At 65.3% G+C, this 16,143-nt stretch carries 11 protein-coding genes and 1 tRNA gene; 10 read left to right on the top strand and 2 right to left on the bottom strand.

Annotation, left to right across the window (positions count from 1 at the left end; translation table 11 throughout):
• Positions 1-144 precede the first annotated feature (144 nt).
• Together CXQ88_RS05175 and CXQ88_RS05170 are read right to left on the bottom strand one after the other, a co-directional pair.
• Positions 145-4,680, bottom strand: coding sequence for an ExeM/NucH family extracellular endonuclease (locus CXQ88_RS05175; RefSeq protein WP_104043109.1), 4,536 nt, complete (start codon positions 4,678-4,680; stop codon positions 145-147).
• A 611-nt stretch (positions 4,681-5,291) separates the two neighbouring features.
• A tRNA-Ser gene (locus CXQ88_RS05170) sits at positions 5,292-5,379 on the bottom strand.
• A 107-nt stretch (positions 5,380-5,486) separates the two neighbouring features.
• On the opposite strand from CXQ88_RS05170, the gene CXQ88_RS05165 reads away from it, so the two are divergent.
• From CXQ88_RS05165 to CXQ88_RS05120, 10 genes are all read left to right on the top strand, one after another.
• Complete coding sequence (locus CXQ88_RS05165) at positions 5,487-6,470, top strand: NAD(P)H-quinone oxidoreductase (protein ID WP_104043108.1); 984 nt, start codon at positions 5,487-5,489, stop codon at positions 6,468-6,470.
• 127 nt (positions 6,471-6,597) lie between these two features.
• Positions 6,598-7,200 (top strand): PadR family transcriptional regulator, encoded by a 603-nt coding sequence (locus CXQ88_RS05160; RefSeq protein WP_104043107.1) that lies wholly within the window; start codon positions 6,598-6,600, stop codon positions 7,198-7,200.
• Positions 7,197-7,934 carry an ABC transporter ATP-binding protein gene (locus CXQ88_RS05155; protein ID WP_104043106.1) on the top strand — a complete coding sequence of 246 codons (738 nt, stop codon included), beginning with the start codon at positions 7,197-7,199 and terminating at the stop codon, positions 7,932-7,934. Before CXQ88_RS05160 ends, CXQ88_RS05155 begins: the two co-directional genes overlap by 4 nt.
• The gene (locus CXQ88_RS05150; protein ID WP_104043105.1) at positions 7,934-10,804 is read left to right on the top strand and encodes an FtsX-like permease family protein; all 2,871 of its coding nucleotides are present in this window, start codon (positions 7,934-7,936) and stop codon (positions 10,802-10,804) included. The genes CXQ88_RS05155 and CXQ88_RS05150 overlap by 1 nt, the downstream gene beginning before the upstream one ends.
• A gap of 94 nt (positions 10,805-10,898) precedes the next feature.
• The gene (locus CXQ88_RS05145) at positions 10,899-11,183 is read left to right on the top strand and encodes a DUF1540 domain-containing protein (protein ID WP_104043104.1); all 285 of its coding nucleotides are present in this window, start codon (positions 10,899-10,901) and stop codon (positions 11,181-11,183) included.
• Between the two features lie 241 nt (positions 11,184-11,424).
• Positions 11,425-13,725, top strand: coding sequence for a carbon starvation CstA family protein (locus CXQ88_RS05140; protein WP_181037427.1), 2,301 nt, complete (start codon positions 11,425-11,427; stop codon positions 13,723-13,725).
• Complete coding sequence (locus CXQ88_RS05135) at positions 13,725-13,928, top strand: YbdD/YjiX family protein (protein WP_104043103.1); 204 nt, start codon at positions 13,725-13,727, stop codon at positions 13,926-13,928. The genes CXQ88_RS05140 and CXQ88_RS05135 overlap by 1 nt, the downstream gene beginning before the upstream one ends.
• A 78-nt stretch (positions 13,929-14,006) precedes the next feature.
• The gene (locus CXQ88_RS05130; RefSeq protein WP_104043102.1) at positions 14,007-14,636 is read left to right on the top strand and encodes a bacterial proteasome activator family protein; all 630 of its coding nucleotides are present in this window, start codon (positions 14,007-14,009) and stop codon (positions 14,634-14,636) included.
• Between the two features lie 5 nt (positions 14,637-14,641).
• Positions 14,642-15,118, top strand: a complete 477-nt coding sequence (locus tag CXQ88_RS05125) for a hypothetical protein (protein ID WP_104043101.1) — start codon at positions 14,642-14,644, stop codon at positions 15,116-15,118.
• Between the two features lie 63 nt (positions 15,119-15,181).
• Entirely contained in the window at positions 15,182-16,027 is an 846-nt protein-coding gene (locus CXQ88_RS05120; protein ID WP_104043100.1) for an aldo/keto reductase, read from the top strand.
• Positions 16,028-16,143: the final 116 nt, after the last annotated feature.

Here is a 16,143-nt window from a genome sequence, read left to right as displayed (position 1 = left end):
CGCGCTTTAAACCCAAACGCTCTCTCACTTGTCGCGCCTTAAGCCCCAACGCTCTCTCACCCAGTTCACCTGGGTGAGAGAGCGTTGGGGGTAAGACGCGCACTATGTGAGAGAGCGTCGACGGGGGCCGCCGACGTCAGCTCCTTAGCCGCGCAGGCACACCTGGTACTGGAGCCAGGCTGCAGCGTAGCGGATCCAGCCCCGGACGTCGTACCACCTGGTCGGCTTCACCGGGGCGGTGCACACCGGCTCAACCACAACACTTGCCACCGTCACGTCAACAGTGACCGCCGTGCCGGATTCTGCTGCGGTGAGGACCAGCGATCCTGCTCCTGCCGCGGCTCCCGAGGGAACAGCCAGGCTGACGCTGGCTGCACCCGCCTGAACCGGTACGGAGCCAAGCTGGGTCACGGTGCCGGCGGAGTCGGTGAACACGGCTGAGAGTGCCTTGTTGACCGGGCTGCCGAGCGACGTCAGGTCCAGCTTGGAGACGGCCACAGTGATGGGATCGCCCGGCTTGACCTCGCCGGGTGTGGTGTTGGTGACGGCCATGGAGCGGCGGGCAAAGTCCGGCGAAACGGGGCTGCTGTTCTGCAGGTATCCGATCCAGGCGTCCCGGTCCACCAGTCCTGAGTCCTTTGTGTTGGCTCCCTCCGTGAAGATCCGGAAGTTGTCACCACCGGTGGCCAGGAAGCTGAAGGTGCCGATCCGGTAGGACTTCGCGGGATCGAGCACGGCCCCGTTCACCCGCACGGAGGTTATGCGGTCCCCGGCGGGCCGGGCGGCGTCGTAGGTGTAGTTCACGTTCTTGGACAGGCCGAGCTGGATGTAGGCGCGGCTGGGTACCGTGCCGTCCGGGTTGGTCTGCCACTGCTGTTCCAGCATTGTTTTGAACTGTGCGCCCGTCAGGGACGTGGTCCAGAGGTTGTTCACGAACGGCAGCACGGCGTTTGCTTCCGCGTAGGTGATGGTTCCATCCGGGGCGTAGTAGAGCTCGTTCCGAAGTCCGCCGGCATTGACCACACCGATTTCGGCGCCGCCCAGTTCGGCAGGCTGGAGCGAATCCAGCAGGGAGTCGGCCACCAGGTTGCCCAGGGTGGACTCGTTCCCGCGGTCATCACGTTTGGCGACGCCGGCGGCGTCCGTGGTGAAGGCGGTAGTGATGTCAGCGGTGACTGCGCCAACAGGCTGGTTGCCCACAACGGCGGCCTCCGCGAGTGCCTTCTTGACGATGGCGTCGACGGCGGCCACGCGCGGGTAGGCGGCGATCAGGTTCGCGGCGGGGTCGGTGGTGCGCTTGACGTTGCCGGCCTTGTGCGCTGTTACCTGCTTGGTGGCGGTGTCCACGGTGAGCTGGATCTGCCCCACGTTCTCGCCGTAGTTGCCGGTCTGGACGATCGGGCGGGTCTTGCCCTCAACTCCGGGAACGGGGGCGTCCCACGCATATTCCTTGTGCGTGTGGCCGGTGAAGATGGCGTCGACGTCGGACGAAGTTTCGGTGACCAGCTTCGCGAACGGACCGCCGGCTGCCACTTCCTCTTCCAAGGTGGCGCCTTCCACCGTTCCTGAGCCGGCGCCGTCGTGGTTTTCCACAATGATGACGTCGGCAAGGTTCTCCGCAGTGATCCGTGACGCTGCCCGGTTGATTGCCTCCACGGGATCGCCGAACTCAAGGTCGGCGATGCCGGCGGGAGTTACCAGGGAGGGAACCTCCTGCGTGACGGTGCCGATGACGGCCACCTTGATGCCGTTCATGTCCAGGACGGTGAACTCGGGCAGCACCGGTTCGGTGGTGCCCTTCCTGTAGACGTTGGCTCCCAGGTATGGGAACTTAGCGTTGTTGCCGCCGGCGATGACGCGGTCCCGCAGGTCCGCCCAGCCGCCGTCGAACTCGTGGTTGCCCACCGCAGATGCCCGAAGCTCCAGGGCATTCAGCACGTCGATGGTGGGCTGGTCCTTGGCGACGGAGGACGCAAACAGCGACGCCCCGATGTTGTCGCCGGCCGAGAGAAAGGCGGTGGCGCCGGGCGCAGCAGCTGCCCGGAGCTTCTCGATGGTGCCGGCGAACTGGACCGTATTGGTGTCGATCCTGCCGTGGAAATCGTTGATGCCCAGGAAGTTCAGGTCAACGGTGGCGGGAGCAGACTTCAGGTTCAGGCCCACAATCACGGGATCGTGGTCGCTGGCGCGGTACTGGTTGGGTGCGTAGTAGTCGGTGACGTTGTTGTTGTAGCGGCTGTACTCCAGGGCTACGGATTCCACCGAGTTGATGTTCCAGATGTCCGCCCCCGTGACCGCAGCGTTCGCCGCAGGGGATGCCAGGATGTGGTCCAGGGAGCCCACCATTCCGCCGAACAGGTAGGAGTGCTTGGCGGTGCCGTCGGCGTTGCGTGCCTTTTCGTCCTGGTTGACGTAGCCCTCGGTGGTGAAGACGTTGATGGGGTCTTCCTTGGCGTATGCATTGAAGTCGCCGATGAGGAAAACCTTGTCCGTGCCCTTGGACTGCTGCAGGGACTTGGTGAACCGCAGAAGGGACTTCGCCTGGGCTGTACGGGCCAGGTTTGATGCGCCCTGGCCCTTGTCCGTGTCCTCCGGAGTGGCAGCGGAGCCCTTGGACTTGAAGTGGTTGGCGATGGCGATGAACTCAGTTCCGGCACCGCCGCCCACTGGCTTGAAGACTTGGGCCAGCGGCTTGCGTGCGCTGGCAAATGCTGCGGTGTCGTTGTGGATGATGGATTCCCCCACAGGTTCTGCAACGGCCTTTTTGTAGATGAAGGCGGTGCGGATCATGTCCTCATCGCTGAGCGGCGGTGCGTTGGCAGGTGAGCGGACGTAGTCCCAGATGCCCGGGGTCTCGACGTTCAGGGCGTCCACCAGCTTGGCCAAGGCGTCGTCCCGGTTCTTGCCGAACTGTGCGGAGTTTTCGATCTCCATCAGCGTGACAACATCGGCGCCCGCCTTGGTGATCGCGGCGACGATCTTGTCCTGCTGCCGTTCGAAGTTCTCCGCGTTGGCGGCCCCGCGCGCGTCACAGCCTCCACGGACGGTGATGGGGTTGCCGGCACGGTCCTCGTAGAAGGTGCAGCCCGCCAGGGTGTCACCGGTGGTGGGGAAGTAGTTGAGGACGTTGAAGGAGGCGATCTTCAGGTTGCCTTCTACCGCGGCGGGAGCGTCCGTGCGGGTGGCGCCGAAGGTAGCGGGCTGGACGGCGGCCTTGTTGGCCTCCGTCAGGTGGGTGAGCGGCTGGAGCTTCCAGGCGTTGTTCCCGTAGCCGAGCACCACGTTGGTGGTGAACGTGGCAGGCGAGCCCACGCGGACCGGGTCAGTTGTGGTCAGGTAGGGCAGGACCTGCGCCTTGGTGGCGGCGTCCTTAAGGAAGTTGGTGCTGGAGCCGTCGTCGAGCTTGATGCCACGGTCCGCGTTTTCAGCGGCGATGGCGGTGTGTTCGGCAGAGCCGTAGGGAGCGACGGCGGTGGGCTGGACCAGCGGAGTCGTTCCGCCGGCGAGGCCAACCTCGCCGTACTGGTTCAGGGTGTAGTTGTCGGTGACCGTCAGCGGGCCCTCGGGCGCCAGAAGCATCCCTTCCAGGGATTCGCGGAAGGTCTCGTTGGCGGGAAGCGTAAAGGTGGTGGCCTTCACCTCGGGTGCCGGCTCTGTCAGCTTGGTGAGCCCTGCCGCGGCGGTGACGTTGAGCTGGGTCATGCCGAAGTATTCGGCCACGGTCCCGGTCACCTGAACGTGCTCTCCGGCCTGGACCGACGCCGCGGTGGCGGGGGAGTAGACGAAGATTCCGTCCGATGCCGCATGGTTGGTTGCCGTAAGATCCCCACCGGTTCCGGCGGTCTGCAGGTAGTAGCCGTTGAGGCCGCCGGTGGCGAAGACTGCCGTGACCTTGCCCGTGGTGGTCACCGTGGACCCTGTCAGCGGGCTTTCGGTGCCAGTGCCTTGGATGTCGGCGATGGTGCGGGTGGATGGTGCGGGTGTGGGTGTGGGGTCAGGAGTGGGCGTGGGGTCCGGCTCCGGGGTGGTGGTGCCGCCCGTGCCCGTTGGGGTGATGGCAGCGTTCAGGCTTAGGTCCGTGGCGTTGCTGTTGCTGTCCGCGCCGGCCGCCCGGTTGAGGCTCTTGACGTCAGTGTTGCCTCCGGGGGCCTTGGCCGCCAGTGTTTCGAAAGTGTTGGAGGTGCCGTAACCGAGGAGATCAGCGACGCCGGCAGGCTCCACTTGGGAACCGAGGCCCAGCGTGACGGCGGTTCGCTGCTTTGCGAGCACAATGGTGCCGCCAGCGCCGCCGAAGTTCAGGCTGCCGGCCACCAGGTCCGGCGCGGGGAGATCCGCGCCGTTGGCACCGTTGCTGGAACCCTGGACCAGGAAGTACCCCTTGGCCGGGATGGAACCGGAAAGGGCTGCCACGCTGGTCGGAGCTGCCTCGCCGGTGGCTGAGCGGTACTGAACCGACCAGCCGTCCAGGGAAACCGGGGCGTCAGATGAGTTGTACAGCTCAACGAACTTGTTCTTGTAGGCGGCGCCTGCGCTGCCACCGCTCAGATAGGCCTCGTTGATGACAACCGGCGAGGTTCCCGCCGCGGGCGGGAGCTCCGCGGCCGCGGGGATGGCTGCCAGCGGAGCTATGAGCCCCGCTGACAGCGCTGTACCCAGCGCTAATTTCCAAGGTGTTTGCATCTGCTCTTACTTTCAGAAGGGTCTCCCCGGTGGGGGAGCCGATGGAAGGTGTCCAGGTTGTACCGATGGACAAGGGCCCGGATCCTGCTCCTGGTCAAGTGGTATCCGGCACATCAAAACAGCGATGAATGAACGCAAGGTTGATAGCGCGTGCATTCGGCGGGACGTTCCCCAGCGGAACGGGCCACTCCACCGGCCGTACCCCCGTGGCCCGGTCCGGTGATGGTGTCAGTAGTGGTTGGTTTGGCGGCCGGAACCCATGTGCCGGCCATCACAAAAGGATACCGGCCGGTAGCTTTGGGGGAAGCTCCGGCAGGCAGTTCTTTTTGGGATTTTTGCGAAGCCTGAAACCGGCTTCCAGCTACTGGCCCTGCGCGGAGCCGGGCTTGATGTCGGGAGCAGCTATAGCGGTCTCCTGGTGCAGTTCGGTGACGAGGTGGCGTCGGAGCGGGGCCGGTGCAGTCTTTGCTCCGCGGAGGACACCAAGAGGCTATCGCGCGGGGTCTGACACTTTTAATGGTTCCCGCCGGTCCGGTACGTTTTCCGGCAGCTGCCGGGTTAAACGAAGGACCCCTGCCGGCCAGCATGCTGGCGGACAGGGGTCCCAATCGCGGAAGGTAAGAGATTCGAACTCTTGGTACGGGGTTACCGCACACTAGTTTTCAAGACTAGCTCCTTCGGCCGCTCGGACAACCTTCCTCGACTAGTAGTGTTTCATAGGCACTTGCCTGCAACAAAACAGAGACCGGAAGGTGTCCGGTGCACACTGGTTGCAGCCAGTATTAAGTCAGAAACGGGAGTGTTCCATGAAAGCCGTCTACATATCCGAACCGGGCGGCCCCGAAGTACTGGAGGTCCGCGAAACGGACACTCCCGTACCCGGACCGGGGGAAGTGCTCATCGACGTCGTAGCCGCAGGCCTGAACCGCGCGGACGTCCAGCAGCGCAGGGGCTTCTACCCGCCGCCGCCCGGCGCTTCAGAAATCCCGGGCCTGGAAGTCTCCGGCCGGATAGCAGGCTTTGGCCCCGGTGTCAGCAAGCCGTTTTCGCTCGGCGACAAGGTGGTGGCGCTGCTGGCCGGTGGCGGATATGCCCAGCAGGTGGCGGTGCCGGCGGAGCAGGTGCTGCGGGTGCCCGACGGCGTTGACCTGGTCACGGCGGCGTCCCTGCCGGAAGTTGCCGCCACGGTTTACTCGAACCTGGTGATGACTGCCCAGCTCCAGGCCGGCGAGACGGTCCTGATCCACGGAGCCACCGGCGGGATCGGCACCATGGCCATCCAGCTCGCCAAGGCGCTGGGAGCCAAGGTGGCCACGACCGCCGGAACGGACGAAAAGGTGGGAACCGCGAAAGCCTTCCTGGGTGCGGACATTGCCATCAACTACGCCGAAGAGGATTTCCCGGCGAGCCTCCGCGAGCAGAATGGCGGGCGGGGCGCTGACGTAATCCTCGACGTCGTTGGTGCCAAGTACCTCCCGCAGAACGTGGACGCGCTCGCGGATTATGGCCGGCTCGTGGTGATTGGCCTGCAGGGCGGCGCCAAGGGCGAACTGGACCTGGGGCAGTTGCTCAAGAAGCGCGCAGCCGTGGTGGCCACTGCGCTGCGGCCCCGGCCGGTCGAAGAAAAGGGCGCCATCATGAACGCCGTCCGCGACGCCGTCTGGCCCCTGGTCAGCGACGGCAGGATCCGTCCCCTCGTGGCCAAGACCTTCCCCCTGGAACAAGTCCAGGCCGCCCACGAATACTTCGACACAGGCGACCACGTGGGAAAGATCCTCCTGCTGATGTAAGCATCTCTTCCGGGTAGATACTGAGTATTGCCTCCCCGGCTTCCCTGCATTAGGCTCACCCTATACGCGGTATGCACGGGCCTTGGGGGACCGTGCACACCCAGGCCTCCAAGTGCAAGGAGCAATGATGTCCATCCGTCACAGCCTCCTCGCCCTGCTGCAGGACCAGCCGCGCTACGGCTACCAGCTGCGGGTCGAGTTTGAAAACCGCACGGGGGCCACGTGGCCGCTGAACATCGGGCAGGTGTACACCACGCTTGACCGGCTGGAACGCGACAGCCTGGTCACCAAGGACGGCGACGACGGCGACGGCCACGTGATCTACAGCATCACCGACGCCGGAAAGGCCGAGGTGGTGAGCTGGTTTGCAGCCCCGGTGGAGCGGAATAACCCGCCCCGCAACGAGCTGGCCATCAAGCTGGCGCTCGCCGTCACTATCCCGGGCGTGGACGTGCAAGGCATCATCCAGGCGCAGCGGGTGGCCTCCATCCGTGCCCTGCAGGACTACACCAAGGCCCGCAGGGACACCACCACCAGCCAACGGTCAGGAGATACAGCCTGGCTGCTGGTCCTTGATTCCCTGATTTTCCAGACCGAAGCTGAGGTCCGCTGGCTGGATCTCTGTGAAGCGAGGATGGTCCAGCAGGCGCAGTCCGCGGGCCAGGCACGCAGGACATCCAACGGGGTCACGGAAGATGCCGCCCCGCTCAGCGCGGACAGCCGGCGGTGAGCGTCCAGGGACCGCAGCAGGTCCTGGAACTTGCCGGGGTCAGCAAGACTTTCGGAGAGGGGTCGACGGCGGTGGCGGCACTCCGCGACGTTGACCTCACCATCGATGCGGGAGAGTTCGTTGCGGTCATGGGACCGTCCGGGTCCGGCAAGTCATCGTTGCTGGCGCTCGCCGGGGGACTGGACCGTCCGACGTCGGGCGGTGTCTTTGTGGAGTCCACGCCGCTGGCGGGATTGGGGCTGAATGACCTTGCGCGCCTGCGCCGCCGCGCCGTCGGCTACGTTTTCCAGGACTTCAACCTGGTCCCCACCCTGACTGCGGCAGAGAACGTGGCGCTGCCGCTGGAACTGGACGGAACGGCGACGCGGAAAGCCCATCGGCAGGCGTTGGACGCACTGCGGCAGGTGGGAATCCCGGAGCTGGCCGACCGGTTTATGGACCAGATGTCCGGAGGCCAGCAGCAGCGCGTGGCCATAGCGCGTGCCGTGGTGGGACAGCGGCGCCTGATCCTTGCGGACGAGCCCACCGGAGCGCTTGATTCCACCACCGGCCAGGGGGTTATGGAAGTTCTGCGGTCCCGCGCGGATGCAGGCGCCGCCGTGATGCTCGTAACCCACGAAGCGCGGCACGCAGCCTGGGCGGACCGTGTGGTGTTCCTTCGCGACGGCCGCATTGTGGACCAGGCGGCTGCACTGCATGATCCCGCCGTGCTGCTGGCGCAGGCCGGTTTGTGATGCCGCTGGACCTCGCTCCGGCCCCGGGCGGGCGCCGGAGCAGCTTCCGCGTTGCCCTGCGTATGGCGCGCCGGGACATCAGGCGGCATGAAGGGCGCTCATTGCTCATCATCCTCCTGATCATGCTGCCGGTAGCCGGCATGATCGGCGCTGCCACGCTGTACCAGAGCACGCAAGCTACGCCCGAAGAAATCGTCAGCTCCGAGCTCGGGCAGACGCAAGCCCGGTTCACTGCCCTCCCGGTCCCCAACGCGGACTCCGTCCAGGACCCGTTGAACGACACCAGGGTGGCTTCCAGCACAGGGGACCATGATCCGAACTTTGTCCCGGCGGATCCTGCGGAGCTGCTGCCGTCAGGCTACGAAGTCCTGCCGCAGCGGCAGGTGAACCTGACCACTCGTGTGGGCGCGGCTTTGGTGCCCCTGCCAGGCAGGGTGGTGGACGCACTGCATCCCGCCTTTGCCGGAAAGTTCACACTGCTTGACGGAAGGGCTCCCCGGTCCGCTGATGAAGTTGTGGTGTCACCTGGCCTGCTGGACCGGTTCAGTCTGGGCTTTGGCGAGGAGATTACGACGTCGGCCGGTACTTTCGTTCCCGTGGGAACCGTCCGGGACGCCGGTGCCTCGGACCGGAACTCCTTTCTTTTCCTGACGCCGGAGCAGGTACCGGACTCCGCTCTGCAGCAGGAATCCGAACGGCCGCAGTCGACGTCCTACTACCTGGTTGGTCCCCAACCGATGACCTGGTCGCAGATACGTGATGCGAACCGCCACGGGGTGGGCGTGCTGTCGCGCAGTGTGGTGCTCGACCCGCCGGCTCCGGACCAGCGTGGCATCGAAGGCGTCACGCCCCGCCAGCCGCCGTCGGATGCCTTGGCTTTTTACGCGGCGGCCGGTCTGATCGCAGCCCTGGCACTGCTTGAGGTGGGCCTCCTGGCCGGGGCGGCATTCGCTGTCGGGGCAAAGCGGCAAGTGCGGGAGTTGGCGCTGTTCGCGGCTGCAGGCGCGGATGCCCCAACCGTGCGCCTGGTAGTGACGGCAGGAGGACTATGGCTTGGCGGCTTCGCTGTGCTGTCGGGCGGCGCCCTGGGTTTCCTCTCCGCAGCAGTTGTAGTCCATTGGGTCCGCTTTATGGGTTCCCCACGCTTTCCCGGCCTCCATCCTGACCTGCCACTGACCCTGGTTTCCATGGTCCTGGGGCTGCTGTGCTGCATTCTCGCCGCCATGGCTCCGGCCAACCACGTTGCTCACCAAGCGGCCCTCGGAGCGCTCAAATCGGGAAGGGCGCCGGCCGGCAGCGGCAGGCGGACAATTGTGGCCGGAGCCGCGTTGCTGCCGCTTGCCGGCGGGCTGCTGGCCACGGGATGGCTGCTCGGGCAGTCGGCCAGCGATCCGGACCGCAAAGCCGAGCAACTTCCTCTGGTTGCAGGGTTGCTAATCGCAGGCGCTGTGCTCGCCGTCGTCGGACTTGTGCTCCTGGTGGGATGGATCATTGCTGCGCTGACCGCGCGGACGGGCTGGCTCCCGCTGGCCCTGCGACTGGCGGCGCGTGACTCGGCCAGGAACCGCAGCCGTACGGTGCCGGCCGTGGCAGCTGTCCTCGCCGCCGCAACCCTGGCAAGCGCGGCCTTGGTCCTCTCGGCAAGCCAGCAGGCCGGTATGCGCGAGAACCATTCCTGGAGCGCGCTGGAGTACCAAACCTACCTGCCGCTGTCGCTGGAACAGCCCCTCCTGCCTGACGGCAGCACCCGGCCCGCAGTCAGGGTTGAGGCAGCGGACCTGTCATCCGCGGTGGAGGGTGCACTCACCGGCGTTGCCTGGACAAAGGAGATCAGCGCTCCCGCGTACGTCCAAAACTGTGGTTTCGGCCTTGAGGCTGATATCGTCCGGCCGGCCCGGACGGCAACCTCAAACTGCCTGCAATATGCGCTTGCCAAGCCAGCGGGAAATGAATGTCCGCTCACCCCTCAGCGGAGAGTGATCGACCCTGAGGACTGGCGGTGCAAGGGCTCCCTCGCCCAGTGGCCCGGGAGTCACCGTTCGATCGTGGTGGGCGGTGCGGACGCCATCGCCGCGGTCATGGGCCGGGAAGCTGGACCGGAGGCGTTGGCGGTGCTGGATGCGGGCGGCATGGTGGTGACCAACCCTGTCTTCGTGCGCGACGGGAAGACCGTGCTTCTGACGCAGGATGTACGCACGCAAGCGGAAGACCCGGTTGACCCGTTCCACATGCACGAAACGGTCAGCAGCACCACCCTGGCTGCCGTGGTTGTTGAGCCCGCAGTAGCTGTTCCCTACTACGGGGTGGTTTCGCCGGAGACGGCCCACAGGCTGGGCATGCACCCGGGCCCGGCTGAACTCCTGGTCCAGCTGACCCGTCCTCCCTCCGCTGCGGAGGTGGATGCGGCGGCGGGGGCCATTGCCGCGGTCTACAAGCAGCCAGGCACCGGCTTCTGGGTGGAACCTGGCATCTCCCAGGACAACGCATGGATCACCTGGGCCATCGTAGCCGTCAGCGCACTCATCACGTTCAGTGCAGCAGGCATTACCACCGGTCTGTCCCTTGCGGATGCCCGGGCAGACCATGCGACCCTCGCCGCAGTGGGCGCCTCACCCCGGCTGCGCAAAGGACTGGCGGGTTCTCAGGCACTGCTGACCTCAGGACTGGGGACCCTGCTCGGAGCTTTGGCCGGCACCGTGCCGGCAGCACTCATCGTCGCCGCAACGGAAATGGGCGCCGCCCTTGAAGTTCCCTGGCTGCACCTTCTGGCCCTCCTGGTCGCTGTCCCGCTGACGGGTGCCGTGCTGGCCTGGCTTTTCACGCGGGCCAGACTGCCGGCATCCCGGCGCGGTGGGGATGTGAGCAATTAGGTCACTAAATTGGGTCTTTTTGATTGTTCGCTGCGGGCTTACCGTGGGGTGCAAGAGCCGCCCGGTCAGGGCGCCGGACCCAGGAGGACTTTCCATGACAACGCACGTCGCCGACTGCAGCGTAACGAACTGTTCCTTTAACGACCACACCAACTGCAACGCCGCCGCCATCACGGTGGGAGGCGCAGAAAACCACGCAACCTGCGCCACGTTCATTGACACAGGCCTTCACGGCGGGCTGCCCAAGGTGCTGGCCGACGTCGGAGCATGCCAGCGTTCCGAATGCGTGCACAACGACCACCTGATGTGCAAGGCGGCTGAAGTGCACGTGGGCCCGGGGGCCGATAACGCCGACTGCCTCACCTACGCGCACGCCTAACGACCTATTCCGCCGCTGGCGGTACCCAGGGCCTCCGTCCGGAACACCGGATGGGGGCCCTCTTTGCGCGGTGCCGTGCCCCGGACGGTGCCGCGGGCTGCAGCCGAAGCATGACGTTGAGCGCCGGCTGCAAGCCGCTCGGCGCAGACCAGAGCTCTAAAGCGGCAAAAACCGGCCCGATGCGCTCGCGTCGTTGGTAGGGTGCCTCTCAGTAGAAGCGGAAGAACCTCAAGGAGGAGACATGGCAGAGACGCCAGATTATCGACGGAATGCAGCCCGGGGCGACGGTGCGGTGGCCACCGATACCGCCCTCCCTCCCTCGGCGCTGGACGAAAAGGTCCGCGAGGCGGAAGAGAAAAAATGGACGCCCGGAAAGATCGCACTCTGGGCAGCGATTGCCCTGCTGGGCGGCGTTGCCTGGTTTATGCTCGCCATCATCCGAGGCGAGACCGTCAATGCCATCTGGTTCGTGTTTGCCTCGGTCTGCACCTATCTCATCGGCTACCGCTTCTATTCAAAGGTCATCGAACGCTACATCACCAAGCCTGATGACCGCCGGGCCACCCCCGCAGAGTACAAGGCAGACGGCAAGGACTATGTCCGCACGGACCGCAACGTCCTGTTCGGCCACCACTTCGCTGCCATCGCCGGCGCCGGGCCGCTGGTCGGCCCGGTCATCGCGGCCCAGATGGGCTACCTGCCCGGCACTATCTGGATCATCATCGGCGTCGTCCTCGCCGGCGCGGTGCAGGATTACCTTGTAATGTTCTTCTCCATGCGGCGCGGCGGGCGCTCGCTGGGACAGATGGCCCGGGAGGAACTTGGTGTCATCGGCGGCACCGCAGCCCTGGTCGCCACCCTGCTGATCATGGTCATCATCGTGGCAATCCTGGCCCTGGTTGTGGTCAACGCACTGGGCGAAAGCCCTTGGGGCGTCTTCTCCGTTGGTATGACCATCCCCATTGCCCTGTTTATGGGCGTCTACCTCCGGTACCTGCGGCCCGGCAAAATCATGGAAGTCTCCCTGATTGGTTTTGTCCTGCTGATGGCGGCGATCATCGGCGGCGGCATTGTTGCTGAAACCGCGTGGGGCGCCGAGCTCTTCACCCTGGACAAGGTCACTATCGCCTGGGGACTCATCATCTACGGCTTCATCGCTGCCATCCTGCCGGTGTGGCTGCTCCTGGCACCCCGTGACTACCTGTCCACCTTTATGAAGATCGGCGTGATCGTGATGCTCGCGCTGGCCATCATCGTGGTCCGCCCCGAGATCACCGTCCCGGCCTTCAGCGAGTTCGCCAGCAGGGACAACGGCCCGGTGTTCCCCGGTTCACTGTTCCCGTTCCTGTTCGTCACCATCGCCTGCGGCGCACTGTCGGGTTTCCACGCCCTGATTTCCTCGGGCACCACACCGAAACTTGTGGAAAAGGAACGGCAGACCCGTTTCATCGGCTACGGCGGAATGCTGATGGAGTCGTTCGTGGCCATCATGGCCCTCGTCGCGGCAATCTCCATCGACCGCGGCCTTTACTTCGCCATGAATGCTCCGGCTGCCCTCACCGGGGGAACCGTGGAAACGGCCGCCACCTGGGTCAACAGCCTGGGCCTGGCCGGCGTCAACATCACCCCGGACTTCCTGGCGCAGACCGCCAGCAACGTGGGCGAGGAAAGCATAGTTTCGCGCACCGGCGGTGCTCCCACCCTGGCCGTGGGCCTCGCCCACATCATGCAGCAGTTCATCGGCGGCACCGCCATGATGGCGTTCTGGTACCACTTCGCCATCATGTTTGAGGCGCTCTTCATCCTCACGGCAGTGGATGCCGGCACCCGCGTGGCACGATTCATGCTGCAGGACTCCATCGGCAACTTCGTTCCCAAGTTCAAGGAAGCCTCCTGGCGGCCCGGCGCCTGGCTCTGCACGGCCATCATGGTCGGAGCCTGGGGCGCGGTGCTGCTGATGGGCGTGACCGATCCGCTCGGCGGCATCAACACGCTGTTCCCGCTGTTCGGCATCGCCAACCAACTGCTCGCCGCCATCGCCTTGTCCGTGTGCCTGGCCATCGTTGCCAAGCGCGGAACCTTCAAATACCTATGGATCGTGGCACTGCCTTTGGCGTTCGCAGCGGTGGTCACCATCACCGCGAGCTACCAGAAGATCTTCTCGCCCACCCCGGCTGTGGGGTACTTCGCCAACAATGCCGCCTTCAGCAAGGCCCTGGCGGACGGAAAGACGGAGTTCGGCACAGCTAAATCCGTGGCGGCCATGGAAGCCGTGGTGCGCAACACTGCCATCCAGGGCTGGCTGTCGGTGATCTTCGTGGTGCTCAGCATCATTGTGATCGCGACGGCGGTGCTTGCCACCATCAAGGCGTTCCGCACCCGGACGGACGGGACAGCCAGCAAGGGCAACGAGGACCCCGCCAGGCCGTCACGTGTCTTTGCACCGGCCGGGCTCATCCCTACTCCTGCCGAGCGGGAGCTCATGGCCGAGTGGGACAAGGTCCCCGCCGAATTGAGGTTCGAGAGGGCAGGACACCACTGATGAGCTCCGGACTCGCTGCGGTTGCCCAGGGCTTCCGTGGGTTCGCACGTTACTTCGGCGGCGTGCTGGGGGCGGATGCCTACGCTAAGTACCTGGAGCACCACCGGGCCGCCGGCCACAGCACGCCGCCATTAGGCGAGCGCGAGTTCTGGCGGGACCGGACCGACCGCCAGGACTCCAATCCCCAGGGACGGTGCTGCTGATTGAGCCTGCAGCGGACAAAGCGTCAGCGGGCTTCATGGAGTGAACCCGGGGCGGATCGCTCGTGAGAGTATGAACGCATGAGCGATCCGAAAGACACTCAGGCACCTGAGGACCTCCCGGTAGAGGGCACCACCATCGACGGCAGCCAACCGGCACCCGCGCCGGCTGCCGCGACCGACGGCGGCAAGCCCAAAGGCAGCAACCTGCAGGATTTGGTGGACGAACCAGCCAAGGTGATGCGGATCGGAACCATGATCAGGCAGTTGCTGGAGGAAGTGAAGTCCGCCCCGCTCGACGACGCCGCCCGGGAAAGGCTCGCCGAGATCCATGAGCGCTCCATCAAGGAACTGGAAGACGGGCTTGCGCCTGAGTTGGTGGAGGAACTGGACAGGATCAGCCTCCCCTTCCCGGACGAGGCTACTCCGTCCGACGCTGAACTCCGTATAGCACAAGCCCAGCTGGTGGGTTGGCTGGAGGGGTTGTTCCACGGCATCCAGACTGCCATTGCCGCCCAGCACGCCGCCCGCGAGCACGCCGCAGCGCAGCAGCAGCTCCGCCAGCTTCCTCCCGGCACTGTGATTGCGCCGGGTGTGGTGATCGGTGAAAACGGAGAGCCACAGCGGGCGTCAGCCGGCCCCCGGGCGGGTGCTCCGGCACGACCAGGCCAACCCAATGAACCGGACCACGGTCCGGGACAGTACCTCTAAGGTCGTTGGGCTTTTTCAGCGCCGCCAGGCAGGGGCGCAAGGACGACGCGGAACTAGGGAAGGGATTGTGGCGCCGGGCCCACGACCGCTTCCACCGGGGACTGGACCGCTTCCACCAGGTCCTCGAAGGGGTTGAGGACGACCAGCTCTACGCCGAACTTGTGGACATCGCCAATGAGCTGGCGGCACTGCTCGACCGCGTCAGGGCAGTGTGTGTGCAGGCACAGCAGCGGTCACCCAGCGAGGGACTGGACATCCCGGCGGCCCTCGCCGGTGTCCATCGCGCGCTTTCCAAGGCCGGCAACTCGCTCGCCACTACCGCAGAAGCAGCCGCCATGCTGCGGCTCGCCGTTGGCCCCGTCCCCGTGGGAGCGGCATCCGTACGGCGGCGCGCGGAGGCAGTCTTCCAGCAGGTGGCCGACGCCGAGAGGCAACTGCGGGAGGAAAGCCTGGGCTCCCGGCAGGAAGATATTCCCGGTTAAGCGTGTGGCTTAGTCGGCGCCTGATCTTCCTGCGCGGGGCATTTCGTTTGGCAGGATAATGTCATGACTCTTTCACCGACACTGACGTTTAACGACGGAAACCAGATTCCCCAGCTCGGCTATGGCGTATGGCAGGTTGAGGACGGCGTGGCGGAAAAGGTTGTCCGCCAGGCCTTCGAAGCGGGCTACCGTCACATCGACACCGCCAAGATCTATGGCAATGAGGCGGGCGTAGGCCGGGCCATCGCCAGCTCGGGCCTGTCGCCGGAGCAGCTTTTCATCACCACCAAGCTGTGGAACGCTGACCAGGGCTACGAATCCACCCTTGCCGCTTTCGAAGAGTCTATGGACCGGCTGGGCCTAGAGACCCTTGACCTTTACCTGATCCACTGGATGACCCCCAAGCGGGACAAGTACGTGGACACCTGGAAGGCCCTGATCGAGCTGCAGAAGCGCGGCCGGATCAAGTCGATCGGTGTTTCGAACTTCACTGTCGAGGGCCTGGAACGGATCATCGACGAATCGGGCGTGGTCCCGGCCATCCACCAGATCGAGCTCCACCCATACTTCAGCCAGCGCGAACTGCGCGAGTTCGGAACCGCGAAGGGGATTCTGACGCAGGCCTGGTCACCGCTGGGCCAGGGCGGCGAGCTCCTCGAGGACGCCACGGTAGCGTCCATCGCTGCCAAGCACAGTGCCACGCCTGCCCAGGTGGTTATCGCCTGGCACCTCGCCATCGGCAACGTGGTCATCCCCAAGTCCGTCACCGAGTCCCGCATCCGCGAGAACTTCGCGGCGCTGGAGGTTTCCCTGGACACAGACGACATCGTCGCCATCAACGCGCTGGACCGAAGCGCCAAGGGCGAGGGCCGAATCGGAGCCGATCCTGCAGTCGCCGATTTCGCTTAAGCTGAACCGCTGGCCGGTCGAACCAGACCGGTCTCGGCAGACCGCTCTTTAGCAGACCGCTGACCCGCGTTGCCTGGGTAATTCCCGGGCAATGCGGGTTAGTGCTTTAAGCGGCA

It is taken from the genome of Arthrobacter sp. ZGTC412 (assembly GCF_002929215.1).
GTDB lineage: Bacteria > Actinomycetota > Actinomycetes > Actinomycetales > Micrococcaceae > Arthrobacter.
Note: the sequence above shows the minus strand (reverse complement) of the source record. Positions and strands in the feature narration are given on the sequence as shown.